General features: G+C 63.0%; 22 protein-coding genes. 4 read left to right on the forward strand and 18 right to left on the reverse strand.

The features are described from left to right. Positions 1-143 precede the first annotated feature (143 nt). Complete coding sequence (locus tag C1876_RS14055; RefSeq protein WP_244910163.1) at positions 144-1,763, forward strand: Tat pathway signal protein; 1,620 nt, start codon at positions 144-146, stop codon at positions 1,761-1,763. A gap of 100 nt (positions 1,764-1,863) precedes the next feature. Here C1876_RS14055 and purB read toward each other — a convergent pair whose 3' ends face one another. Then, positions 1,864-3,207, reverse strand: a complete 1,344-nt coding sequence (gene purB, locus C1876_RS14060) for an adenylosuccinate lyase (RefSeq protein ID WP_114547355.1) — start codon at positions 3,205-3,207, stop codon at positions 1,864-1,866. A 167-nt stretch (positions 3,208-3,374) separates the two neighbouring features. On the opposite strand from purB, the gene C1876_RS14065 reads away from it, so the two are divergent. Beyond that, entirely contained in the window at positions 3,375-3,911 is a 537-nt protein-coding gene (locus C1876_RS14065; RefSeq protein ID WP_114547356.1) for an MOSC domain-containing protein, read from the forward strand. A 40-nt stretch (positions 3,912-3,951) separates the two neighbouring features. On the opposite strand, the gene C1876_RS14070 is transcribed toward C1876_RS14065, so the two are convergent. The 8 genes from C1876_RS14070 to C1876_RS14105 all read right to left on the reverse strand — a co-directional run bounded on the left by C1876_RS14070 (position 3,952) and on the right by C1876_RS14105 (position 12,481). After that, positions 3,952-4,629, reverse strand: coding sequence for a potassium channel family protein (locus C1876_RS14070; RefSeq protein ID WP_114547357.1), 678 nt, complete (start codon positions 4,627-4,629; stop codon positions 3,952-3,954). Positions 4,630-4,809: 180 nt separating this feature from the next. Continuing rightward, positions 4,810-5,469 carry a potassium channel family protein gene (locus C1876_RS14075; RefSeq protein ID WP_114547358.1) on the reverse strand — a complete coding sequence of 220 codons (660 nt, stop codon included), beginning with the start codon at positions 5,467-5,469 and terminating at the stop codon, positions 4,810-4,812. A gap of 191 nt (positions 5,470-5,660) precedes the next feature. After that, positions 5,661-6,482 (reverse strand): CMP-2-keto-3-deoxyoctulosonic acid synthetase, encoded by an 822-nt coding sequence (locus tag C1876_RS14080; RefSeq protein WP_114547359.1) that lies wholly within the window; start codon positions 6,480-6,482, stop codon positions 5,661-5,663. A 282-nt stretch (positions 6,483-6,764) separates the two neighbouring features. Further along, the gene (locus C1876_RS14085) at positions 6,765-7,844 is read right to left on the reverse strand and encodes a PspC domain-containing protein (protein ID WP_114547360.1); all 1,080 of its coding nucleotides are present in this window, start codon (positions 7,842-7,844) and stop codon (positions 6,765-6,767) included. Next, positions 7,841-9,181: a hemolysin family protein gene (locus C1876_RS14090; RefSeq protein ID WP_114547361.1), complete on the reverse strand. Its 1,341-nt coding sequence runs from the start codon at positions 9,179-9,181 to the stop codon at positions 7,841-7,843. Before C1876_RS14090 ends, C1876_RS14085 begins: the two co-directional genes overlap by 4 nt. A gap of 123 nt (positions 9,182-9,304) precedes the next feature. Beyond that, on the reverse strand, positions 9,305-9,997 hold the full coding sequence (gene trhA, locus C1876_RS14095; protein ID WP_170139526.1) for a PAQR family membrane homeostasis protein TrhA: 693 nt from the start codon (positions 9,995-9,997) through the stop codon (positions 9,305-9,307). A gap of 157 nt (positions 9,998-10,154) precedes the next feature. After that, positions 10,155-11,993, reverse strand: a complete 1,839-nt coding sequence (locus C1876_RS14100; RefSeq protein WP_114547363.1) for a PH domain-containing protein — start codon at positions 11,991-11,993, stop codon at positions 10,155-10,157. Next, a complete protein-coding gene (locus C1876_RS14105) occupies positions 11,993-12,481 on the reverse strand; it encodes a PH domain-containing protein (RefSeq protein WP_114547364.1) in 489 nt (162 codons plus the stop codon). The genes C1876_RS14100 and C1876_RS14105 overlap by 1 nt, the downstream gene beginning before the upstream one ends. Before the next feature lie 120 nt (positions 12,482-12,601). Between C1876_RS14105 and C1876_RS14110 the strand changes: the two genes are divergently transcribed. Together C1876_RS14110 and C1876_RS14115 are read left to right on the forward strand one after the other, a co-directional pair. After that, on the forward strand, positions 12,602-13,414 hold the full coding sequence (locus C1876_RS14110) for a prepilin-type N-terminal cleavage/methylation domain-containing protein (RefSeq protein ID WP_114547365.1): 813 nt from the start codon (positions 12,602-12,604) through the stop codon (positions 13,412-13,414). Between the two features lie 45 nt (positions 13,415-13,459). Continuing rightward, positions 13,460-13,903 (forward strand): GatB/YqeY domain-containing protein, encoded by a 444-nt coding sequence (locus C1876_RS14115; RefSeq protein WP_114547366.1) that lies wholly within the window; start codon positions 13,460-13,462, stop codon positions 13,901-13,903. 6 nt (positions 13,904-13,909) lie between these two features. On the opposite strand, the gene C1876_RS14120 is transcribed toward C1876_RS14115, so the two are convergent. From C1876_RS14120 to C1876_RS14160, 9 genes are all read right to left on the reverse strand, one after another. Then, positions 13,910-15,184 (reverse strand): radical SAM protein, encoded by a 1,275-nt coding sequence (locus tag C1876_RS14120; protein WP_114547367.1) that lies wholly within the window; start codon positions 15,182-15,184, stop codon positions 13,910-13,912. A gap of 26 nt (positions 15,185-15,210) precedes the next feature. Further along, on the reverse strand, positions 15,211-15,924 hold the full coding sequence (locus tag C1876_RS14125) for a response regulator transcription factor (protein WP_114547368.1): 714 nt from the start codon (positions 15,922-15,924) through the stop codon (positions 15,211-15,213). Then, a complete protein-coding gene (locus tag C1876_RS14130) occupies positions 15,921-17,585 on the reverse strand; it encodes an ATP-binding protein (protein ID WP_114547369.1) in 1,665 nt (554 codons plus the stop codon). The genes C1876_RS14125 and C1876_RS14130 overlap by 4 nt, the downstream gene beginning before the upstream one ends. 113 nt (positions 17,586-17,698) lie before the next feature. Next, the gene (locus C1876_RS14135; RefSeq protein ID WP_114547370.1) at positions 17,699-18,379 is read right to left on the reverse strand and encodes a TorD/DmsD family molecular chaperone; all 681 of its coding nucleotides are present in this window, start codon (positions 18,377-18,379) and stop codon (positions 17,699-17,701) included. Positions 18,380-18,445: 66 nt separating this feature from the next. Then, positions 18,446-19,018 (reverse strand): 4Fe-4S dicluster domain-containing protein, encoded by a 573-nt coding sequence (locus tag C1876_RS14140; protein ID WP_114547371.1) that lies wholly within the window; start codon positions 19,016-19,018, stop codon positions 18,446-18,448. Positions 19,019-19,033: 15 nt separating this feature from the next. Further along, positions 19,034-21,661 carry a molybdopterin-dependent oxidoreductase gene (locus tag C1876_RS14145; RefSeq protein ID WP_114547372.1) on the reverse strand — a complete coding sequence of 876 codons (2,628 nt, stop codon included), beginning with the start codon at positions 21,659-21,661 and terminating at the stop codon, positions 19,034-19,036. Between the two features lie 225 nt (positions 21,662-21,886). Continuing rightward, the gene (locus C1876_RS14150; RefSeq protein ID WP_114547373.1) at positions 21,887-22,945 is read right to left on the reverse strand and encodes a DUF4190 domain-containing protein; all 1,059 of its coding nucleotides are present in this window, start codon (positions 22,943-22,945) and stop codon (positions 21,887-21,889) included. A 137-nt stretch (positions 22,946-23,082) separates the two neighbouring features. Then, positions 23,083-24,120: a cytochrome d ubiquinol oxidase subunit II gene (gene cydB / locus C1876_RS14155; protein ID WP_114547374.1), complete on the reverse strand. Its 1,038-nt coding sequence runs from the start codon at positions 24,118-24,120 to the stop codon at positions 23,083-23,085. Between the two features lie 2 nt (positions 24,121-24,122). After that, a complete protein-coding gene (locus tag C1876_RS14160; RefSeq protein ID WP_114547375.1) occupies positions 24,123-25,544 on the reverse strand; it encodes a cytochrome ubiquinol oxidase subunit I in 1,422 nt (473 codons plus the stop codon). Positions 25,545-25,627 lie beyond the last annotated feature (83 nt).

Raw genomic sequence — 25,627 nt, forward strand, 5'->3', positions numbered from 1 at the left:
TCAAGCTCGCTGTCACCTCGGATCGAACAGGGCTACGTTCCCTTTGCAGACCAGATCCGAGCGTATTGGTCGTGTTTGCGTTTATTGTAGCAATTAGACGAGAGGGCGCTTTAACCTGTGCGTGAAATGACACAATAAACACCATGGTAACCCGCAGACCAACACACGCTAACCACGCGAAGCCCACCGTTGCAAAGAAACGCCTTGCGAACAGGCGCGCTGCCTCAAGCGGAGGCACGCTCTACGCAGGCGGCAAGTCGAGCTCGCGCGGCGGACACGTCAGCAACGTCGCCGGATTCGGCGGCGCGCATAGCAACGGCACAAGCCGCTCGGGCGGCGCGCCGAACGTGGGCAACGTCGCCGGCTACGGCAGCGGCGGCTCCGTCGGATCGTCCGGTTCGCACCGGCGCTCCTCCGCATCGAACGCCGCACGCGGCTCCTCGAACGGCAGCCCTACCGCCCGCTCGACAGGCGGCGGCGACGGCATGCGCATGCCCACGCCGAACGGCGGGGAGATCCTGCTCACCCGGCGTCATTTCCTGTACGGCGCGCTGGGCGCCGGCGCGCTTGCGGCCATCGGCGGCGGCGCATCCGTCATCATCGAGCAGACGAAGCACGACCCCGACGACGACATCGTGGTGCTCGAAGTGCCCGAAAGCGCCGTCATGGCATCGGGTTCCGAAGCGTTCGAAGCCACCTACACCCTTGCCGAAGACCCCGCCACCCTCATGAGCCTCGCAGGCTCCTTCGAGCTGCCCTACGGCACGCTCGTGTGGGCGAGCGACGACAGCATAGCCGCGTGCCTCGTTCCCACCGATCAGGGAACGCCGCTCACGCAGGTCGCCCTGCTCAGCCTGGGTTCGGGGGCCTACCCCATCGTGCTCGAACAGGCCGTCGGTTCCGACCTCGGGTTTGAAATCTACGACGTGCGCGCCACGTCTTCGACGCTCGTTTGGACGGAAGCCGACATCCTCGACGGCGTATGGCGCGTGTACACCGCTCGTCACGACGGCGGCTCCATCGGCACCCCCGCCCTCGTGGAAGAGGGCGACGAGAACTGGGAGATGCCCACCATTGCGGCTGTGGGCACCCACGCGTTCTGGCAGGTGCTGCCGAAGCTCGACGGCGAAAAGAAGGCCGAGCCGTCGCTGCTCAAGCGCGCCACCGCCGGCGCGTCCGACGTGGAAACCGTCTGGACGTCGAACGGGCGCATGGCCTCCGCGCCCTATGCCACGGAAGACGCGGTGATCATCACGCCGCGCGCGGCCACCACGTCCATCCACTACCAGCTCACCTGCCTCGACGCCAGCAGCGGAGAGGTGCGCGACACCATGGTGCTGCCCACGTCCATGAAGCCGCTCGAAGCGGGATACGGCGACAAGGGCTTCATGTTCTCGTTCGATGCGGGCTACTCGTACGGCGACGGCATTGCCAGCTTGGGCACGTACACCCCGGCGAGCCCCGTCACCGACGGCGACTACAGCAGCGCGCCCTGGTTCCGCTTCAGCCGCAACCCCACCGCCGCCCCCGCCTGGTGCGGGCCGTTCTTCATGGTGAAGGCCACGAAGCAGGTGGTGGGCATCAACTTCGACACGAACGAGTACTTCCAGCTCGACGTGAAGGACGGGTCGGACAAGTACGGCGACTACCTGGCGTCCACCGGCACGCGCAACGCCGTGGTCACGTTCGCGAACGTCGACGACAAGCCGCTCGGCGGCGAAGCCAAGAAGTACTGTCTCGTGCGCGTGTGGACGCCAGCGTAACGTCCGAGCGACGTCACGCGCGCATCGCAACCCGCTTCACAACGAAAAGGCCGGACGCGTTATGCGCCCGGCCTTTTCGTCTGCGGGTTCTTGAAACCGTTTAGAACTCCAGGTCCTTGAGGCGGTCGAACACGACGTCCTTGCGGCTGAGGAAGTCCCACGGGTCGAAGATCTTGTCGAGGGTTTCCTTGCTGAGGTTCGCCTCGGGATCGGCCTCGAGGTTCTCGCGGTAGGTGGGACCGTCCACGGCATTCTGGATGTCCGCCCACACCTTCATGGCGTTGCGCTGCACGATGACGTAGGCGTCCTCGCGGCTGATGCCCGTGTCCACAAGCGCCAGCAGCACCTTCGAGCTGAAGATGAGGCCCTTCGTGCGCCACAGGTTGTGCTCCATCTTGGCCGGATAGGTTTGCAGGCCGTCCAGCATCCACTGCATCTTGCCGAACATGTAGTCGAGCGCGATGAAGCTGTCGGCCAGGGCCACGCGCTCGGCGCCGGAGTGGCTAATGTCGCGCTCGTACCACAGCGCCACGTTGTCGAAGGCAACCTGCGCGTTGCTCTTGACCGTGCGGGCCAGGCCGCACACGCGCTCAGCCGTGATGGGGTTGCGCTTGTGGGGCATAGCCGAGCTGCCCTTCTGGCCCTTCGCAAACGGCTCTTCGGCCTCGATGACGTCGGACTGCTGCAGCAGGCGCACCTGCATGGCGATGGATTCCAGCGTGGAAGCCGTCACCGCGAGACCGGCCATCACCTGTGCGTGGCGGTCGCGGGCCAGCACCTGCGTGGACAGCGGGTCGGCCGTGAGGCCGAGGCGCTCGCACACGAACTGCTCGACGAACGGGTCGATGCTGGAATACGTACCCACCGCGCCGCTGATGGCGCCCGTCGCGGCAACCTTGCGCGCCTCCTCCATGCGCTCCTGCGCACGCTTGAGGGCCCAGGCCCAGCTGCCGAACTTCATGCCGAACGTCATGGGCTCGGCGTGGATGCCGTGCGTGCGACCGACGCACAGCGTCTCCTGGAACTCGAAGGCGCGGCGCTTGCACGTCTCGCCCAGCTGCTTGATGTCCTCGAGGATGATGTCGATGGCCTGCGTGATCTGGTAGGACAGCGCCGTATCGCCCAGGTCGGACGACGTCATGCCGTAGTGCACCCAGCGGCTCGGCGGCTCCTGGCCCTCCGGCACGTCGGCGTCGATGTACTCGGCCATGTTCGTGGTGAATGCGATGACGTCGTGGTTCGTCACCTTCTCGATCTCGTCGATGCGCTCCACGGTGAAGTTGGCGTGCTCGCGAATCCACGCGGCCTCTTCCTTCGTGATGCCGGACTTCCCCAGCTCGGCCTGCGCCTCGCACGCCAGCACTTCGATTTCCTTCCAGATGGAGAACTTGTTTTCAAGCTCCCAGATGGCGCCCATAGCCGGGCGCGTGTAACGGTTGATCACGCCGATCCCTTTCCACGTCGTACCTGATGGCAACAGCATACCGCAAACAGCGCGCCCCGCGAGGTTTTCCACGGAAAGCGCGAGGAGGGCTTACCGCTTGACTTCCCTATCCTCCATCGAGTACCATATTTCCCACTATTCTGCTAGGTTTTAGGAGGAACCCCGTCATGGAACAAGCACGGCAGCACGTGGGGATTGCCGCGGGGCGCGTTCGCTCTATCAACGTGTCGAAGCGCAAGGGCACGCGCAAGACGCCGTGCGACGGCGCCGTGACCGTCGTGGCGCATCAGGGCGTGGCCGAAGACGCGCACGCAGGCGACTGGCATCGTCAGGTGTCGCTGCTGGCCTGGGAATCCATCGAGAAGGCGCGCGCCACGGGCCTCGATGTGGTGGAGGGCGATTTCGCCGAGAACATCACCACCGAGGGCATCAACCTGCTGGCGCTGCCGCTTGGCACGCGCGTGCGCGTGGGGTCGGACGTGCTGCTTGAGCTGTCGCAGATTGGCAAGGTGTGCCACACTAAGTGCGCCATCTATCACCTGGCCGGCGACTGCATCTTCCCACGCGAGGGCATCTTCTTCGTCGCGCTCGAAGGCGGCCCCATCAACGTGGGCGACTCCGTCGAGGTGCTCTCGCTCGGCGACGGCACCTGCGCCTACACCCCGCCCGAAGCCCTCGCAGAACTCGCCGCCGCCCAGCGCTAGCTGAGTCGAGGGGTTCCGCCGGTCGACCGACCTGCCGAACCTACAACCCCTTGAACAGGGCGCGCACCTCGTCGAGCACCTCGTTGTCCGCGACGACGATGGCTTTGTCGCCCGGGTAGAGCACGGTTTCCTCCGTTGCCACTTCCACGTTGTCGTCGTCTTTCGGCGACACGGCGGCAATCAGGCTCTGCTCCGGCATGGGCATGGACGACACGAGAATGCCCGCCTCGTTGGAATGATGGCGCATGCGCGGCACCACGATCTCGGTGAGCATCACGTTGCCATGCGTCAGCGACGAAGCCACGCTCACGCTGCCCAGCAGCGTTTCTTCCTCGATGAGGTTCGCGATGAGCGTGGTGGACGACACGCACTCGATGCCCACCTCCTTGAAGATGCGGAGGTTCTTCGGGCTGTTCACGCGCGCGATGCAACGCGGCACGTTGAACACGCGCTGCGCAATCTCGCACGACACGAGGTTGTCGTCGTCCTGGCCCGTCGTGGCCACGAACACGTCGGCGCGGCGGATGCCGGCGTCCTCCTGATACTTCGAGTCGCAGCCGTCGCCGTGAATGACGAGATAGCGGCCCTGCAGCGCCACCGACAAGCGGTCGGCCGTCGCCAGGTTCTCCTCGATCACCGCCACGTCGTTGCCGCTCGAGAGCAACACCGAAGCCAGATATTCGCCAACCTTACCGCCACCAGCGATAACGATGTACATGGCTCATCCTTTCGTACAGGTCCAAATATGACAGCGAGGGCGGCTGCGGTGCCCGAGATTCGTGGGGCGGCGCGGGCGAAGCGTACTTCGGTACGCGAGTCCGCGTCGCCGCGCGAAGATCGGGTGCCCCAGCCGCCCGCAGTGTCGGCGGGGCCGGCGGTCGTCAGACCGCCGGAACGATCAATCCTGAATATAGCGCGCGAAGGATTCGATGAGTTCGTGTCGGACGCAGGCGAGCACGGAGTCTCCGTTGTACAGAATGGAGTCGCGCGTGGGGATGGAGCTTGCGGAGCCGTCGCTGCGTTCGAACGCGATGATGCGGATGTCGTGGTCGCGCTCGAGCTCGGACACGCGGATGGTGCGCTTGTCGGTCCAGCTGAGGTCGAGCGAGAAACGCAGCACCTCGAACTCGCCGAACGTGTCGAGGTGGGCACCGTGACCCGAGACCACCTTGCTGAACACGTCCTCGGCCACGAGCGACGTGCCGCACACGTAGTCGATGCCCAGCTGCATGTAGGCGCGCTCGTGGTCGGGGTTGTACAGGCGCGCGATGACGTGCGGCACGCCGAACAGGCGGCTGCCCACCTCGGCGCACATGAGGTTCGTGTTGTCGTACTGCGTGACGGCGGCCATGACGTCGCAGTCGTCGACGCCCGCCTTGATGAGCGTTTCCTCGTCGAAGCCCACGCCCTGCACCGTGGAGCCATTGAAGTTGCGCCCGAGGTTCGCGAAAGCGTTGGCGTTCTTGTCGATGACGCACACGTTGTTGCCGTTGTCCGACAACATATTCGCCAGCTGAGATCCGACGCGGCCGCAGCCGACGACGATCACGTTGCTCATACTGATCCTTTCACCAGGTTCTTGCTCGGCATAGCATACTGCAAGTAGCGCACGCGCGGCCAGCCTCGCCACCGAACGGCAACAAACACAGGGAAATAAGAACGAATGTTTCACGTGAAACATTCGGGGCGGAGCACCGGGCGCGATGTCGGGCCGCAAAAAAGAACCGGCGGCCATCGGCCGCCGGGAGGTTAGATCTTCATCATTTCTGCGATGGTCTTATCGTACCAGTCCATGTACGTAGGCGGACAGTACTTCTGCGCCGCTGCTATGGTGATGGAGTAACCGTAACCGGATGCCAAGCCTGCCACATGGGCGTTGATGGCCTCTTCCCAACTGTTCCACGTGGTTGAAGTCATCCAACCCCAAGCGTTGAACTGCTTGTAGGTTGCAGCGCCCTTCGAGCTTTCGGTGTTGGAGATGGCGGGCGACCAACGGGGGTCGACGCCGTTGTTCCAAGCGGCCTCGGCGAACGTGGCACCCTGCCCCGCCAGCGGGGAGCCGGCCAGGTAAACATTGATGCGATCGGCCCACTCGGTGATGAAGGCATCCTTGCCTACGGTGAAATCAACTTCGGGGAGCGCGGCGGCTGCATTGTTGGCAGCTTCGCGCGCGGCGGCGGCTTCTTGCTCGGCCTTCGCCTGCTCAGCGGCGGCGATGCGAGCTTCCTCTTCAGCGCGGGCCGCTTCTTCGGCGGCGATGCGTGCGGCTTCTTCCTCGGCCTCGATGGAGGCGATGCCCTGCGAGATGTCACGCGAGGCGGTGCTGGAAAGCACGGTGGCCTCACGGGTGGAAGCTTCGGAGGTGGCGGCGGAGAGATCCGCAGCCTCGGTATCGGACACGGTGGTGCTCACCGCATCGATGCCGAACGAATCGATATCGTGCGAGGCGCCGCTTCCAGCAGAGGCGAACCCGAAGCCGATGCATCCGGTGAGCACGCAGGATGCGCAGCCAACCGCGATGATCTTCGCAGCGAGGTTCGACTTCTTTTGTATGTAACGCTTCTTAGCCAAACGTCAGTTACCTTTCGTTGAACAGCGCACGACCTGCCCGCCGGAGCGGTTGACAGCGTAGTAAGTTGTGTGGGGGTTTGCTGCCGGGTGGGCGATATGCTGTTTTGACAGGTTGTATTCTAGCTGAGAAGGGGGGTCGAGGGCAAAAAGATGTGGAGACGGCCTACACGATTTGTTCGCTTGACAATACATAAAACAGCAAATCAGCAGGTGAATTGCCATACTTCGCCGAGCGACAAAAAACGAACGTACGATGTTTTCTCAAACGCCGAAATGCGCGCTTCAAGCGATGGTGAAAGTTGACACGGCCTCGCCGCGCTCAAAACCCTCCCAGGGTTGCACATCGAACCGGTAATCGCGCCCGTACGGAGTGGAAACGACGAACTCCTCGGTAGCGCCCGGCACCGAATACCACACCACGCCCGCAACGCAAAAGCCCACGAAGAGCACCCCGGCCAGCAGCGTCAGCGAAGGAGATTTCAGCGCGCCGCCCAGCAGGAGCAACCCGAGCACTACGAGCAAAAGCGGCCACAAGCTGGTCAGCATAAGCTCGATGGATTCCCACGCCAGAACGCCCAAGCTCATGGTGAGCAGCACCGAGCCGATGCCGAACGCAATAAGGCCGTCAACGAACTTGCGCATGCGGTGGCCCTCTTCGCCGGGCACCACCATGCGCACGATGCCGAGGATCACGAAGATGAGCGGCCAATACTGCCACCACGCCACGTCTTCCACCATACTTGCCACCATGGCAGACACGCCGAAGAACAGCAAGAACGAGCCCACCCACAAAGCAGCCTTCACTCCGGCGCGCGAGGGCTCGGCAGGGGGCTGCAGGGGTTGATGCGCGTGCTGCGACGCCCATCCTTCGTACGCGGAAGGCGTCGGCGGCGTGAAGGACGCCTGCTGCGCGTCCTGCGCGTTGCCGGGAGGCACCGGAGTCGCGGGCGGCGTCGGGATGGGACGGGTGCGCGTTGCGCCCGCCGGGGGCTCTGGCGGCACATGGGCGGCCGATGTGTACGACGGGTGCGTGTAGTGCCATCCGGCAGCCTGAGCTGCGCTCGCGCCCTTCGGCGCGCCCTGCTCGGCCTTGCGCGACGCATCGACGTCAACGGCACCGTAGGTTTCGGAATGCACGGCTTGCGGCTGCACGTCGAGCGGCAGGACCTCTTTCGGCTCGAGCGGAACCACCACCCACATGGCCACATAGGGAACGGCAAGGAGCCCCGCCGAAGCGAAGGTGAACACCACTACAATGATGCGGACGATGACGGGATCGACGTCGAAGTAATCGGCCACGCCTGCGCATACGCCGCCTACCAGCGACTTTCGCGAACGGAGCAGCCGTTTTTCACTCGTCACGCTTCCTCCTGGTCGATCACCTCGGCAGTATCGTCAGGGGATAAGGAAGGATCGTCCAGCCGTTCGACGCGCACCGTTGAAATGCGGCGGCGGCGCATGGCCTGAATCTTGAACGCGTATCCGTCGTGCACGAGCTCCTCGCCCACCTGGGGAACCGAGTCAAGCGTGCTGAGCAGCCAACCCGCGATGGTCTCGTAGTCGGCCGAATCCTCAACCGGCCATCCGAGCTCCACTGCATCCTCGACGGGGAACCGTCCGTCCACAAGCCAGACGCTTTCGCTCTCCTGCTCGATAAACGGGTTCTCTCGATCCGTTTCGTCAACGATTTCGCCAACGATTTCCTCCACAATGTCCTCTACGGTAATTAAACCATCGGTTCCACCGTACTCATCCACGACGATGGCCATCTGTTGACGATTCGTTTGCATCTCCGCAAGCAAGGGGAAGATGTCCTTCGACTCGGGCACGAACATGGCTTCGTAGGCGTACCCCACGACGGAGTCGGATTCCTTTCCGTCCATGAGGGGCCCGACGAGATCCTTGAAGTGAACGATGCCCACAATGCGGTCGATGTCTTCGTGGTACACCGGCAAGCGCGAATAGCCCGTGCCGCGCATACGCTCCACCGCCTGACGCACGGTGTCGGTGTCCTCGACAAAGATCATGTCCACGCGGGGCTGCATGATTTCGTGCACGCTCATGTCGCCGAGATCGAGGATGTCGTGGATCATGCGCTTCTCGTCGTCGAGCAATTCGTCGTTATCCGTGACCATGTACTTGATCTCTTCTTCGGACACGCTTTGACGCTCGTCGGCGTTCTTGATGCCGAACAGGCGCGACAGGCCATTCGCCGACGCGGACGTGAGCGCCACGAGCGGCGAGGCGATTTTCTGGAACACGATGAGCGGGCCGACCACCATCTTGCTCACGCGCTCGGCATCGGCCAGCGCGATGCGCTTCGGCACGAGCTCGCCCACCACGATGCTGAGGTACGACACGATGAGCGTGATGAGCACGGGCGCCAGACCGGGAGCGATCACCGACAGCCACGCCACGTTGAAGCTGGACAGCCACTGCGCCAACGGATCGGACAGGTTCGTGGCGGCGGCTGCCGACGCGAAGAAGCCCACGAGCGTGATGGCTACCTGGATGGTTGCGAGGAACTGCCCCGAGTCGGACGACAGGCGCAGCGCACGTTCGGCGCGCTTGTCGCCTTCGTCGGCATCGTGCTGCAGCAGCACGTGGCGCGCGTTGACCAGCGCCATTTCCGACATCGAGAAATACCCATTCACCAGCACGAGCACGAACGTGACGACGATGCTAATCCAAATATCCATGTAGGTGATGCAACTCCTTTTGCAAGCGGATGATGCGCATTTCCTGCGCCCTCTCGTTGCGAGCGGCCAGCCCTCGCAACAACCGTGGGGCTGTCATGCCCGCGCGCTTGTGCACGCAGCCGCTTACATAACGTACAGGGAAATGGCCAGGAATTGCAGAACGCTTCCTGCGAGCACCCACAGGTGGAAGATGGAGTGCATGTACGGCACCTTCTTCAACACGTAGAAGATGCACCCGATGGAGTAGCACACACCGCCGCCCACGAGCAGCCACAGGCCCGTCGCCGGGATGGCCTCGATGAGCGCGGGCAGGAACCACACGACGCACCAGCCCATGAGCAGGTACAGCACGGCCGAAACCCAGCGCGGGCGAAATACCCAGAACGCCTCGCAGGCAACGCCCGCAAGCGCGACCACCCACACGAACGCGCACAGCCCTATGCCGCCGGAGTCGGCGAGCGAAATGAGGCAGAACGGCGTGTAGGAGCCGGCGATGAACAGGTAGATGCAGCTGTGATCGAGCACCTTGAACACGCGTTTCGCCCGTTCAACCGCAATGGCGTGGTACAGCGTGGACATGGTGTACTCAAGCAGCATGGTAAGCCCGTACACGAGCGCGGCGAACAGGAAGATGCCGCCGCCGTCATCGAGCGCGCGCATCACCAGGATGGGAATGGCGGCGATAGCCAGCAGGATGCCTAGGCCGTGGGAGATGGAGTTCGCAATCTCCTCGCCCAGCGTGTATTCGCGGATGTTGCGCGCCTTGTTCGCAGCGCTTGCCGAGGTGTTGGACACTTCGTCCCTCATCGAGCGCATGCCGGCGTAGTCGTTCGGCTTGAACTGCGACGGCGTCCAGCCAGGGACGGGCTGCTGCCGCGGCTCGGGTGCAGCGGCAGGCGGGCGCTCGGCCCCGCGATCGGGTTTGGCATTGCGAGCACCTCGTGAGTCTGATGTTGCTGATGCATTCATGATGTTACTGTATCACATTTCCGTGGGGCTTGAGCCAAGCAAGCCACGCACGGGCATCATCCTCTCGGGCATCGATAAGCCTGATGGTAGTGCCACCGATGCCTGCAGCGGTGCGCGCATTGACCGTTGCGGTGCCTGCATTGCGTTGAAAAGGATTCGTCTTCGTGTAACCGAACTGTATTTTCTTACGCGGGAAGCTGATGGTTTCGCGCGCGAAACCGCCGTTGCTCACCTGCATGAAGCGTTCGTTGTAGGCGAAGCCGGAGCCGCGGAACCACAGCACGGCGCCCACCGCGTCGAGAACGAGCAGCACCACGGCCAGCGCGTAGCCGAACATCGAGCCGTTGTTGACGAAGAACAGCATGGTGGCCTCGTCGGGCACGGCCGGGTTCGCCACCATGTTCGCGATGATCTGGCCGATGGCCACGATGACGGCCAACCAGAACCCGGAGCCCTGGATGAAGCACCGGCGGATGAGCGCGCGGCGCAGGCCCACCGGCGCCACCGGGATGTTCTCGGTGGGAACGTCGGCGAATTCCGGAATGATGCCGGCCAGAATTTCGGGCACGCGGTTCAGCTTCACGAACGGATGGATGATGAGGCCCTGCTGGTTGAGGCTCTTCTGCTGATCCTCGGAGCCTTCGGTTGCGGCGTCGATCTTGCCGAGCGACAGCTCGCAGTAACCCAGGATGCGGCGGATGAAGCTCTGCTTGATGACCACCGACTGCACGCGATCGACGTCGACGCCCTGGAAGCGATGCTGCAGCAGGCCGTGCTCCACCTCGATGCGGCTGTCGCGACGGCAGGCGCGGAACCCGCCGTAGGAAATGCAGGACCCGATGGCCGAGATGGCCCACAGCACCACGGACGCGCCGAGGAACGCCGCAACGCCCGCTGCGATGATGTTGCCGCCGAACAGCTTCACGCTCGAGGCCACCACGTTGCCCACGAGCGGCTCCATCGAGCCTGACAGGATGGGCGCCATCTGGCTCATGAACTGCGCAATGGCGCCGACAATGCCGATGACCACCACGAAGAACGCCGTGTTGTTCGACAGGCCGGTGAAGATGAGTTCTTTGTTGGACATGCCGTACTCGTAGGTGACGCGTCCCGTGTCGACGGCCGCACCGCCGAACACGCCGCGCACATCCTGCCAAATTTCGGCCGGGGCGTCCAGCACGTTGTTTCCGTTGTGCGGAACCGGCACGCCCGCCGCGACGGCAACCGCGGCGGCGGCAGCGTCGGGCGCCACGCCGCGCTGCACGGCAGCGACGTACTGCTTGCGCGCGAACAGCTCGCGGCGCAGCTCTTCGGCCTGCGTCTTCTGCACGTAGGGCACCATGACGGCCTTGTTCGAGGCGCCGCCCGCCGTGTCGATGCTCACGTTGCACACGCCGAAGATGCGCTGGATGAGCGACGCGCGCTGATCGACGGACTGGATGCGCTGGTAGGGCACGTGCACGCGCTTCTTGTTGAGGATGCCCGCGTAGAGGTTGAACTCCTCGGGACCCAGCTCATAGTAGAGGTGCTTGTACGATATCACCTGGTAGATGGCCGTGAGCCCGATGATCAGGACGAGGCCGCCGATGACGCACGCGATAACGATGAGCAGCGTGGGAAAATCGTTGCGCGTGATGACCTCGCCGTCGGAGATGGCGCCCATGATGGCGGAGAACGACGAGAAGAACACCACCACGAGCAGCATGAACGCGATGCGCAGGCTACCGAGCCAGATGTAGCTGTGGTGCACGTGGTGCTTTTGCAGCTCTTGGGGCTGGGGCGCGGGTTGCGGCACAGGTTGCGGCGGCATGGCGTCGCCGGGTGCGGGTTGGTAGTCCGTCATCACACGTCCTCCTGCGCGAGGCGCGCGAGCTCAGCTGCGCGGTCGCGCAGCTGCTCGGCTACGTCGGAGCCGAGGCCGGGAATCTCGTGCTCGCCCGCCGCCGTGGCCACCGTGACGCTGGCCAGGCCGAACGCGCGCAGGATGGGCCCTTGGCGCGTGTCGGTGTTCTGCACGCGGATGAACGGGATGATGAAGCGCTTGCGCCACACGATGCCGCGCGCGATATCGAGGTAGTCGCTGGACAGCTCGTAGCGCCACCGCACGAAGCGGATGGGCGGCAGCACGACCAGCCACACGACGAGGCACACCACGTACACGACAGCGATGGCCGCGAGCACGATGACTATCCACGATGCGGGCTCGACCGCTGCCGCGATGGCGAACGGTACGAAGCAGCAGAGGAACACCACGGTGAGCCAGATGGCGTCGTTGATGCGCCAGACGGTTTTTACCTTTGGATCGAGTTGGTTTGCCGGCAAATCTCTCATGTGTGTCCTTCGCGTCAGAGCCCTCATGTTTCGTTCGAACATCATACCAGAGCAGCGCCGAAACTCGTTGTGCACGACACCAAGACCCGCTATGATGCATCCAGTCGTGAAGGAGCCCCCATGCCGCATCGCTTGCCCGCATATCGCACTACTCGCAACCGCACGGACGGGTTCACCTTGGCCGAGCTCCTCGTGGTGGTAGCCATCGTGGCCATTCTCGTGGCCATCGCCGTGCCCGTGTTCACGAGCGCCCTGGGCAACACCGAAGAAGCCACCTGCTCCGCCAACCGCCGCTCCGTAAAGAGCCTCTACACCACCACCTGGCTCTTGGATCAAACGACGAATCGGGACAGTCAGGTCAAGATGTTCGACGATTGCGTCGCCAAGCTGAAAGCGCAGAACAAAGGCGTGCTGTGCCCGAACGACGGAAAGTATCGAGCATCGTTCAACAAGAAAACCGGCGCTATATCAGTGACATGCCTCATTCACGGCGCCTCCGATGAAGACAGGGTCAACGATTTCATTTCAAGCAATTCATGGTCGGGCGGGAACGATTCCGACCATCGCGATGCGTATGCGAACGCCAACGACATAGACAAATGGCCCGATGTGCTTGGCACCGACAACAAACCTGTCTATCTCGCTTTCAAAACCTACGGTAACAGTTCAGATACTGCCTATCTGTTCGCAGGCAAAGCGCAATCGACTTCCGACTCGAATCCATGGCGCGCGAACTACATCTGCGACACTACGGGAGAAATATTCGGAACACCAGGTCAATGGTATGCACTCCCAAGCGAAATCAACCTGGGCACCAAACCCGACAGCACTGGAGCGAACCTCAAAGCCAAGCTCGCCGAAACATACGGAGAGAACTTTGCCGAAACGTTGGATAAAGTCAATCTTGAAAACGGAAAGTTCGTTAAAGGGTAGGTGCAGTATACTCGGGGCATTAGCTACGAGCGAAATGAGGCCCCTATGCGCTATGACGAACTGCAGGACGAGATCAAGAACGCGATGCGCGCGAAGGACAAGCCGAAGCTGTCCATCCTGCGCCAGGTGCACGGCGAGATCAAGAACATCGAGGTGAACGAGCGTCGCGAGATCACCGACGCGGACGTGGACGCCATGTTCAAGCGCCTCATCAAGCAGACGAAGGAGACGCTCGACGGCTCCATCAAGGCCGGCAACGACCAGGAGCGCACCGACACGCTGACCGCGCAGGTGGCCATCCTGGAAAGCTACCTGCCCAAGCAGGTGTCCGGCGACGAGCTGACCGTCCTCATCGACGAGGTGCTGGCCGAGACCGGCGCTTCCACGAAGAAGGACATGGGGCGCGTCATGGGCGCGCTCACGCAGAAGACCGGCGGCAACTTCGACAAGGCGGCCGCCGCCAAGGAGCTGGGCCAGAAGCTGGCGTAGCCGCGACTACGCCCTCCCCTCCTCGCGCAGGTCGACCTCGCGCAGATACGGCGCGCCATCGTCGGTGGGTTCCAACACGTTGAAGCTCACCCCGATGGTCGCGCCCGGCCGCGCCTCGCGCGCCGCCGACGCCCAGGCAAGCGGAAACGCCAGGCACGGAACGTCCTCGTCGTACGCGCTTTCGCCTTCCGCACGGTCTTCCGCCCAGGCGCGCAGGCCTTCCGCATCCTCGCCGAACACCTTGCCGCACTTGAGGAAGTAATCGCGCTCGTCCATGCTGAGCCACGCGTGCTCAGCGGCGAAGCGCCTATCGAGCAGGAACGGCTTGTTCTGCTGAAACACCTGGCCCGAGTGCTTGTTGTCGAGCGAGCAGTAGTGCACGCCCAGCCGCAACCCCTCGTCGGCGGCGAAACGCAGCAGCTCGAGCGATTCCGTCTCGCTGCCCGCGATGGGCAGACCCCCGGCGTACCAGTAGTTGTACAGCACCTCGTACGGGCGCTGCCGCAGCATGAACCCGCGCGCGAGGAACTCCTCGGCGTTGCACAGCGGGAAGCAGAATTCCAGCAGGTTGATGCCGCGCACGCCCAGGTTGTCGAGGGTGCGGAGCAGCCGCTTCATCTCGTCGAGGGTGCCGGGGATGACGGGCATCTCCACCATCACGTCGGGAAGGGCCGCCACGGCGGCGGCCATACGCGCGAACAGCTGTTCCTGATCGCCGTCGGTTTCCGCGGGCTTCACGCTGAAGCGCAGCTCGTCGAGGCCCGCCGCGCGAAGGTCGTCGAGCAGCGCATCGTCAAGCAGGTCGCCGCTCGTGTAGATGCGCACGTGCACGCCCGGGTACAGCTCTTTGGCGCGGCGGACGAACGCGAGCACCTGCTGGCGATGCAGAAACGGCTCGCCACCGGTGATGGCGAGGTGCCTGAACGTCGCGCCCGCCGCGTGCGCCTGCTCAAGTTCGGCCACGATATCGCGCTGATGGTGGCGGAAATACTCGTAGTCTTCCTGATTGGGATTGAAGCAGAAGTAACAGTCTTTCGTGCACTTGAGCGAGACGAAGAACGTGGCGGTCTCCTCGCCGGTGCGGCACGCGACGCACGCCGGCGAAATCCACGAGCGCCACAGGCTGGCATGGTTGTTGTCGCAGTGCGGGCACCCGACCTGCGCACGCGCGCTGCGCGGCGACGACTCCTCGTCCTCGAACGGAATGCCGAACGACCGCACCGTCTCCTCGAAGTCCTCGCGCACCTCGTCAAACGCCTGCGCATATGCCTTGAAATCCATCCGACTCCCCCGTCGAACAAACGCGCCTACACGCGCTCCGCGAATTTGTATCCCACGCGCCACACCGTGAGCAGGTACTTCGGCTGCGAAGGGTTGTCCTCTATTTTCTCACGAATCTTGCGCATGAACACCGTGATACTGCTTTCGTCGACTTCGCTTTCGAGACCCCAGATGTGCTCGTAAATCTGATTGCGCGTGAACACCTGGCCGGGGCTTGCGGCCAGCAGCGCCAAAATCTCGAACTCCTTCGCCGTGAGGTCCACCGTGACGCCGCGCAGGCGCACCTCGTACTGGTTGAACAGGATTTCCAGGTCGCCGGTATGGTTGCAGCCCTCGCGGCTCACGGCCTTCGCGAACGTGAGGTCCTCGCGATGGCGCCGCAGGTGCGCCTCGATGCGCAGCAGCAGCTCGTCCGAGCTGAACGGCTTCACCACGTAGTCGTCGCCACCCGCTTTGAAGCCGATGCTCTTGTCCACGATATCGCCCTTCGCGGAGAGGAAGATGATGGGGATGCGCCGCCCCGACTCGCGCATGGTGCGGCAGACGTCGAAGCCGTTCATCCCCGGCATCATCACGTCGAGCAGCAGCAGGTCGGGATGCTCGTCACCCAGCAAGGCCAGCCCCTCGGCGCCGCTGAATGCTGCGCAGAACTCGTAGCCCGCCTCTTCCACGATGCGCTTCATGAGCACATGCAGGCTCTCGTCGTCGTCAATCAACATCACTTTCGCTGCGCTCGTCATTGCATCTCCGTCCCCTCAACCGGAATACGCACCGTGAACACGCTGCCTGCCCCCAGGTCGCTCTCGACCGACAACGTGCCGCGATGCATTTCGGTGTACTCCTTCGCCAGCGCCAATCCCAGCCCGGTGCCGCTGTAGCGGCGCGAGGTTGACGAATCGGCCTGTACGAACCGTTCGAATATTTTTTGCTGATCCTTCTTCGCGATGCCGATGCCGTTGTCCGCCACCTGCATCCACACCTGATGGCATTCGGGATGGTACGTGATATGCAGCTCCACCCAGCCGCCTTCCTGCGTGAACTTGATGGCGTTGCCCGTCAGGTTCTCCAGCACGTGCCGCAGCTTCTCGAAATCGCCTCTGACCAGCGGCACGTCGGGGTCGACCACGCACGAGAACGCGATGTTGTTGCGCTCGGCGAGCGGCTGCACCACCGATTGCACCATGCCCACGATGTCGCCCAGGTCGACGGTTTCCACGGCGAACTCGATCTTGCCCGCATCGAGCCTGCTCATCTCAAGGATATCGTTGATCATGAGCAGCAGGGCGCGGCTGTTCGTCTCGATTTCGCGCCGGACCTCGGCCTCGCGCTCGGTGCACGGCTCGTCTTCGCGATTGAGCATTTCCGAGAACGCGATGATGGACGTGAGCGGTGTGCGCAGCTCGTGGCTCATCATGGCGAGGAACTCGGACTTGTAGCGGTTCTCGCCCAGGAGGCGCTCGTTTGCGCCCTCGAGCTGCGCGCGCTGCTCCTCGAGCAGGAGGTTCGCGCGTTCGAGCTGCGCGGTGCGGTCGGCCACCTGCGCTTCAAGGTTGCCGTACATCTGCGACAGCTCGTGCGCCATGCCGTTGAACTCCTCCACCAGCCGGTTCACCTCGCGCGACGATTCCGTGTGGGCAAGCTCCACGTTCAGATTGCCCGCTTGGATGGTTTCGACGCCGGCTTGAATCTTGCTGAGCGGGCGCGTCACGAGGTAGCTGAGCGCTAGGTAGATGATCACGAGGCACACCACCAGCATGCCGCCGAAGAACACGACGTCCTGCATGACCGCGCTCTGCTCGTTGTCCTGGTACACGTCGAGCGGCATGATGATGCTGATGGCCCCGCCCATGTCGCCGATGCGCCAGCCCTCTTTGGCGAAGCCCGTCACGTCCACCTCGCCCGCCGGCTCCCCATGGCAATCGAGGCAATTCTGCTCGATCCGCATAGGGGCAAGATAGCGGAAGACCTCGACGCCCTGATATTCCGTGATGCCGTAATACTCTCGACAGGCGGGGTCGGCCAAAAACGCGTCGAGCGCCTTCGTTTCGAATTCATCGGGCTCATCCGCATCGTTGCGCGGGTTGAAGTTCACGAATCGCGTAGTGTACGACGACTCGGACGTGAAAAGCTGCCCGATGCTGCGCCCTGCAATGGCGCAGTGCAAGCCCTGGTACACCCCGTCATCGGTGAAGGAAATCTGCGCGAGACGGTCTTGATTCGACGCCATGAACTCCCAGACCGCGTCCATCTGCTGCGCAAGCACTTCCCCCTTCTCGCGCAACTCGTTCTCCATCTGCGCGCGCTTGTTCATGGAAGTCCAGGCCAGGTTCGCCCCCAGAGACACGGCGATGAGCAGGATGATAAGTCCTGCGAATTTGGTTTTGAGTTTGATGTTCCCCATAGGAAGCCCCTCCCCCGAGCTTCGCACGGCGAGAAGCCGTGTGCGCTCCCCGTCTTCCGGTCATGGTAGCACGACCTTTCGGAAAACCTCCTGTCGCGTTTTCGATCGCGCCCCTACGCGTCTGCCATCAGACCCGACACGCGCTCCTCGTCGGCAGCGCAAACCTCAGCGCACAGCTGCGCGAAGTGCACGTACAAGCCGCCGGCGTCTTTGCCCGCAGCGCGTTCGAGCCGATCGGAGAACGGCTTCGCCCAGGCGTTGAGATGCTCGGAAAGGAACTGCCGCTGAACCTGCAGCGACGCGTGCGCACGCTCGGCATCTCCCGCCTCGTATGCGGTGCAGGCTTCTTCCGCCAAGGCGGCCATGAAGTCGAGCTCGGTGGCAAGGTGATCATCAGCCTCGCGAGGGTATCCCGCGGCAACGTACCCCGCAGCCCGGTATGCGGCGCGCACGGCAAGCGTGCTTTCTTGGAAGATGAGGTTCTCCCCCGTCGTGAACACCGACTCCCATGGAGGCGCGGGCAACGAAGCGGGGCCTATCAGCACCCGCGTATACTCGGCTTCGAGCGACGCCACGCCATCCGCGGAGGCATCCGCACGCGCGAGCTGCGCGATGGCTTGCTGGATTCGAGCCGCTGTATCGCTGACGAGTCCACACGCCTCAAGGGCATGCTGACCTCGGGCAACCTCGAGCAGCGTTTCGTCGGGTTTGGCCGCGAACGCGCGCCACAGATAGCGGTAGAGAAAATGGCGGTTCGCAAGCACTACGCCTGTTTCGTCATCGTCGATTCGCATGATTCTCCTTTACGTGCAAGCCGCAGCGGCTGGGAGGGAGGCGCCGCTGCGGCTTGTCGTCGAGTGTTACATGAGCACCGATGCTGGATTGGGCTCAAGCGCCGCCGGCTTCGCTTCAACCGCGATGCTGGGGCCGGTTGACGGCTCAGGGAGCACGGTGATGGTATCGGTGGCCTCGGGATGCGCCGCACGCAGTTCGTCGATGGGCCCGAACTCGAGGGCGCGCATCGGACACGCGGCCACGCACGCGGGCTGATCGCCGTTTTCGCGCAGCGGCTTGCATGCGTCGCACTTGTGCGTCTTCTGGATGGCCTCGATGTACTGGGGCACGCCGTAAGGACACGCCTTCACGCAATACTGGCATCCGATGCACTTCTCGTCGTTGTGCTGAACGGTTCCGTCGTCTTCGTCGATGTACATGGCCGCATTCGGGCACGCGGCCACGCACGCAGGCTTCTCGCAGTGGTTGCACGACGAAGAGTAGTGAAACGTTTGCACGGTGGGGTACGAGTCCACTTCGAAATCGGAAAGCCGCCTGAAGATGGTGCCGATTTCCAGATTGTTCTTATCCTTGCACGCGACCTGGCACGTCCTGCAACCGATGCAGGCGGTCATATCGAAGTAGAATCCGTTTCTCATAGTCGATCACCTTCCCTACATCTGGGCTTCGGGGACGCGCATGGGCAGCTCGACATCGGGCGTCAGCGCTTCTTGGTACTTCTCGATGGTGCACATGCAGGTGTTCCAACCCGAGACGCCCTGACCCGACTGAATCTGCCCGGTAAGCATGTTGTCGGAGCCGGCATGGTCGATGCCGGTCTTCTCATCAACGTCAACCCAAGCACCGTGCGGCAGGCCGATCACGCCCGGCATGAAGCGCTCGGTGGGGCACGCGACGCGCAGCACCTTGCCATGCGGGCTGGTCAAGAGCACCGTATCGCCTTCCTTGATGCCCTTCTCCTTGGCGTCGTCCGCGTTGATGAACACGGGGTTCGGCCAGGTTTCGCGCAGCCACTGCACGTTGTCGAACACGGTATGCGAGCGACGGAGGTAATGCGGGTTGTACAGCTGGTAGGGATACTCGCCCTTCGTTCCAGCCTCGAAATCGCTGTAGGTTGCCTCGACGCCCTCTTGCGGCGGGATGTACGTGGGGATGGCTTCGATGGTGCTGTACCCGATGGCGTTAATGGTGTCGCGCAGGGTTGCCGAGTAGATTTCCTGCTTGCCGCTGGCGGTTTTGAGCGGGTTCGCCTCAGGGTCTTTCACGAACTTCTCGTACGCGATGTAGCCGTACGCGTCGCCGGGCTTGCGGGGAATCTGGTAGAGACCCTGCTCGATGAGCTCCTTCATGGAGACGACGCCCTCCTGAGGCTCGCCCTCGCATTCCCACTCCGCGATGTCGTCGGCCGTGATGGTGACGAGCGGCTTCTTCTCGCCCGTTTCGTCCACGATGTAGGCGCCAACGAACTGGTTGAACAGCTGCTGCTTCACGCCGAACGGATACACCTCCTCCACGTTCAGTCCGAGGCGCTTGCCAATTTCGGCCGCGATCTCTTCGTCGGAGAGGCATTCGTACATGCGGTCGACAACTTTGGAATGGTAGATGAGCGCCTCGCGGTTGCCCTGGAGAAAGCCGCCTTCCTTTTCCCAGTACGACTCGATGGGCAGCACGATATCGGAATACTGTGCGTTCGTGGTCATGAAGAGCGAATGAGTAACCACCAGATCGACCTTGCGATGGGCTTCGATACCCTTCGCCTGGCCTTCGATGGTTTGCAGCTTCGCGTTCATGCTGTCGTGGTAGATGAGCTTGATATCCACTTCGCGCGGCTCGCCGGCAACCTTTTTGGTCGAACCGCCGGCATACGTGTACGAACCTTCGGCGATAGCCTTCCACAGCTCGGTATCGTTGATGCCCTCCGAATCGCCAAGCGGGTTCTTGACGGAAGGAAGCCCGTCTGCACCGGAGCCGATGAGGTATCCGCCGCCGCTGAACGAACGCGAATGGCACGACAGGCCGCACATGTGACCCGACTTGCCGTAATGGCCGCCCATGGCTCCCATCGTCATCACCAACTGCGGCAGGCAGTCGGCGTTGTGCGTACGGGCGGACGCCCAGGCCATGAGGATGGCCGCCTTGTTGTCCTTGCCCATGAGCTCGGCCAGGTAGCGGATGTTCTCGGGGCTCACGCCGCAGATACGGGATGCCCACTCAGGGGTTTTCGGCGTGCCATCGAACGTGCCCAGCACGTAGTCCTTGAAGTTGCCGTTCGGGTCTTCGCCCTCCGGCATATGATCGGCGTCGAAACCGATGGTGTGCGTGTTGAGGTAGTCCCAGTCGATGAGGCCCTTTTCGGCATCCATCTCGAGCATGGCGTTGGCAATGCCCAGAAACAGCGCCATGTCGGTGGACGGACGACACGGAATCCACTCGGCATCCACCAGGGAATACGAATCGTTGTAGAAGGGGTCAACCGCCACGAATTTGGCACCGGCCTTCTTCATTTGCAGCAGGTGGTACGCGGGGTTACCGGCCGAAGACCATGCGGGGTTCGTGCCGAACATGATGACCACTTCGCTGTTGCGCATGTCGAGGCGGTCGTTGATGCCCTCGTTCGTCTGGGGCGCGATGCCCACCACGTCGGGCGTGTACGTCCAAGCGCCGCGGGACGTGGTGCCCCAATGGCCGATGTAGCCGCCATACAGGCTGAGAAACTTGGACACTTCGCCGCCGTCCGCGAAGAGGGCGCGGTTGCCATAGGTTTCTTTGATGCGTTTGATTTCGTCAGTGATGTAGGTGTACGCCTCATCCCACGAGATGCGCTCCCACTCGTCCTTGCCGCGCAGCTCGCCCTTGGAGTTGTCGCCGCCGCCCGGCTGCCACGACGTGCGTTTCATGGGGTACTTCAAACGATCGGCGGAAAACACGTGGTTGCGCTGTGCGCGGCCGCGCACGCAAGCGCGCTGCTGCGGATAGTCGGGGCTGTCTTCATGCGTGTCGTCGGTTTTCTGGCGAACGACCACGCCATCTTTGACCAGCGCCTTGTTCAGGCAACGGCCTCCGCAGTTGTGCCAGCATGCAGCCGTGACCCAGGTACCGCTGATGATGTCGGCAGCCGGCGCGGCTTGCTGATCTTCCTCAGTCGGTTGCACCTTGTTGGGACCGCATCCGGCAAGACTGCCCGACACGGCCAAAGCTGCCGCGGCCGTAGCACTCGCCTTGACGAACCCCCTTCGGCTCATCCCGGAAGACTGCCGAACCTCGTCCTTGTAGTCAGCCATCTCTCCTCCTCTGATTCTCATTCCCCCAAAACCTGACACCTTGGGTGCCTAGGTACGAGATTACAAAGCGTGAAGATTAATAACAATACAGCCGTCCTTGCGTGTTTCTTAAAGCGATCTTTCCGAATTATTAATGAGCGCGCGCATAAGCGCATCTCCTTGAAGCAAGAAGCCGGGCACAAGGCCCGGCTTCCGGTCGATGCTGGCGCCGCGCTGCGCGATCGCCTACAACCCGAACAAATACTCGAGTTCGGAATCCCACGAGTCTTCGTCAACCTGCCACGCGGTGCCCTCTTGCACCATGTTCAGGCTGATGTAGCTCGTGGTTGTGGCGGTGGTCTTGTCCATGGCGGCGCGGTAGAGCTCGCCGAGGAGCGCCTTCGCGCCGGCTTCGTCGAGGGTGTCCATCTCGCCGGCGTCGATTGCGGCTTGCGCATCGGCTATGAACGTGGTGGCGAACGCCATCGAGTCGCGCAGGGTCAGGTCGGCGTAGACGACGCCGGTGCCGTCGCCGTAGTCGAAGGCACCGTCAAGCTCGTACTCGAAATCGGTCAACATCCACTCCACGAACAGCGCGGGGTCGACGCCGAGGTCGGTGAGGCTGTAGTCGGTTGCGTTCTCGAGGGCCTCGTCGGCATCGGCGGCAAGCTGCTGCACGATGGCGGCGTCTTTGGCCTTGAGCTTGTCGAGCTGCGCGGCCGCGGCGGCCTCGATGTGCTGCTCCTCCTCCGTCGCGCTCGAAGACGAGTCGGAATCGTACGGGGCAACCTGGGAAGAGCCGGAGTATGAGTCGGAGGACTCGGCGGCCATGTACAGCGCGATGCCCATGCTCAACGCCATCCAGGCGAAGAACGCGAGCACCGACAGCACGATGCCGATGATGCCGCACACCTTGCCTCCGGTGGCTTTGCCGTCCTTGCCCGCCTGCTTGACGGCCTGCACGGCAAGCACGATGGCCACGATACCCAGGATTACGCCGAGCAGCGGCAGCCACGAGAACAGGATGGCCAGGATGCCGCAAATGAGCGCGCCGAGAGCCTTGCCGCTGGATTGCGGCGCCGCCGGCTGGTAGTAGGGAGCCGTGGGTTGCGAGCCGGGAACCTGAGGCTGGCCGTAAGGCGCCGTGGGTTGGCCGTAGGGCTGCGTGGGCTGGCCGTAGGCCGCAGGGGGCACGGGTTGCGGCGCGCTCGGCGCCGGAGGCTGCACGGGTTGCGTGGGCGGTACGGGTTGCTGCGGGGCGTCGGAGCCGGGCAGGGATTGATCGTTGGTGTTCTGGTCGTCCATGGTGGGTCCTTCGGTCGTGTGCTGCGCAAAACAGGCAGCGCGTCGTTGCCGACAGTATAACGTAAAACGGGTCGTCGGAAGCTTCCGACGACCCGTTCAACAACGAGCTTACGATGGCGCTTGGAACTTCGAAAGGCCTAGTAGTGTGCCAGATCCTCGTCCTTCACGCGACCGCGGAACGTGCGGTAGATGATGACGTGGTAGATGAGCACGAGCGGCAGACCCACGCAGGTGATGATGGTCATCCACATGAGCGTGAGCTCCGAAGACGACGCGTTCATGGCCGTGATGGCGGGACCGATGCTGTCGGCTGTCGCGAACACGAAGTTCGGGAACATCGAAGCCGCAAGCAGCAGCACGAGCAGCGCCGCCGCGCCCGACTGCGCGATGAACGCGCCCAGGTCGCAATCCTTCTTCTTCGCGAAGAAGACCGACACGACGATGGCCGCCACGAACAGGATGGCCAGCACCCAGCGCACGGCACCGAGCATCGGGTCCATGGCCGGCTGCACGCCCATCAGGACGAATGCCGTCACAGCGACGAACAGCACGAGCGAGACGATCTGCAGCGGGAAACGCAGCTTCGCCACGCGCGCCTGCATGTCGCTGGGCTTCGGCGCCTTGAGCGCCAGCCACGACGCGCCCTGCGTCAGGAACATCGACAGACCCAGCAGACCGCACAGCAGCGTGAACGGAGTGATGAGGCCGAGCAGCGGAACGCCCGCGTAGTCGCCGTTCGCGCTCATGGGAATGCCCGCGAAGATGTTGCCCACAGCCACGCCCAGCAGCAGCGCCGGCAGCAGCGAGCCGATGAAGAAGCAGATGTCCCACACCTTCGCCCACTTGAGGTCGTGACCGCGATATTCCACGGACACGGCGCGTACGATCAGGCCGAACAGCACCAGCATAACCGCCAGGTAGAACCCGGAGAATGTGGTGGCATACGCCGCTGGGAACGCCGCGAACAGCGCGCCGCCTGCGGTGAGCAGCCACACTTCGTTGCCGTCCCACACGGGCCCGATGCTCGTGCGCACGACGGCCTTCTCTTTATCGTTCTTCGCCACGAAGGGATACAGCACGCCGGCGCCCAGGTCGAACCCGTCGAGCACGAAGTATCCGGCAATCAGCACGAAGATCAGCAGGAACCAAAGCCCTTGAAAGAACGTGATTTCCATGATTACTCACCTTCCTTCACAGCAGCGCCTGCCAGAGCCGGCTCGTCCTTCTCGACAACCGGGCCTTCTTTGATGAAGCGGCCCATCGTGCGCGCCCACGCAACCATGAGGAACGCGTACACCACGAGGAACAGCACCATGGTGATCATGAGCTCGGGAGCCGAAACCGACTGCGAGACGCCCTCGTTCGTGAGTAGGCTCACGCCGTCGGGGCCGGTCGCGGACGGGTAGACCACCCACGGCTGACGGCCGACTTCAGCCGTGAACCAGCCGGCCTGAATGGCGATGAGCGGGAACACCGGCGAAATGAGCACGAGACGCTGCAGCCACTTCATGTCCTTGATCTTGCCGCCGCGCAGCGTGAACACGAGCGCGAGGATGATGGTGAGCATGATGAGGCCGTACATGGCAACCATGATGTGGTAGGTCTGGAACACGAAGTTGACCGGCGCGTTCTCCACATCGAGAGCGCCGTACTCCTCGGTTTGCGCCAGCTCGTTGAGGCCGGGGAACTCGGTGTCCCACGTGCCGGTTGCGAGGAAGCTCGTGCCGCCCGGGATGGAGAACGGCGTGAGCACCTTCTGGCCGTCTTCGTCAACCCACCCGAAGGCGAACAGCGGAGGCACTTCGGAATCGTACATGCCCTCCATCATAGCCAGCTTCGTGGGCTGCTGCTCGGCCACCACCACGGCGGACGAGTGAGCCGTCACGATCATGACGCAGCTCACGATGATGCCCACCACAGCGCCAAGCTTCATCGTCTTCATGGCGAAGTCGGAGTGCTTCTTCTTGATGAGGTACCACGCGGACACGGCCATGGCCACGAACGCGCCCATGATGAGCAGCGCCACGATGGTGTGCGAGTAGCGCGGCCAGATAGACGGGTTCGCAGCGGCGGCCAGGAAGTCCGTGATGACGGCTTTCGAGCCGTCGGCGGACAGCTCCGCGCCGGCGGGCGTCTGCATCCACGAGTTCGCGATGAGAATCCACAGGGCCGACAGAGCCGAACCGATCCACACGAGCCACGAGGACACGAGGTAGAACTTCGGCGACACGCGCTTGCGACCGAACAGCAGCACGCCCAGGAACGTGGATTCGAGGAAGAACGCGAGCAGCGCCTCGGCGGCAAGCGGCGCACCGAAGATGTCGCCGACGAACCTCGAGTAGTCCGCCCAGTTCGTTCCGAAGGAGAACTCCATCGTGATGCCCGTGGCCAACCCTATCACGAACGTCGCGGTGAAGATCTTCACCCAGAACTTTGTGGCCGCCGCGTCTTTGGGGTCACGCGAGCGGTAGTACCGTGTTTCGTTGATGGCAAGGATAAGTCCCAAACCGATGGTCAGCGGCACAAAAATGAAGTGATAGGCCGCCGTGCAGGCGAATTGCAAACGTGCCAGCATCACGGGATCGGAAAAGATATCCATCGCACACCCCCTTACTTTCGTCTGTACCGACAGATGTCTATGGGGGTCATTGTATCACCATTTGTTGAAGTAATGTTATCAGA

Source organism: Eggerthella sinensis, from assembly GCF_003339815.1.
Taxonomy (GTDB): domain Bacteria; phylum Actinomycetota; class Coriobacteriia; order Coriobacteriales; family Eggerthellaceae; genus Eggerthella; species Eggerthella sinensis.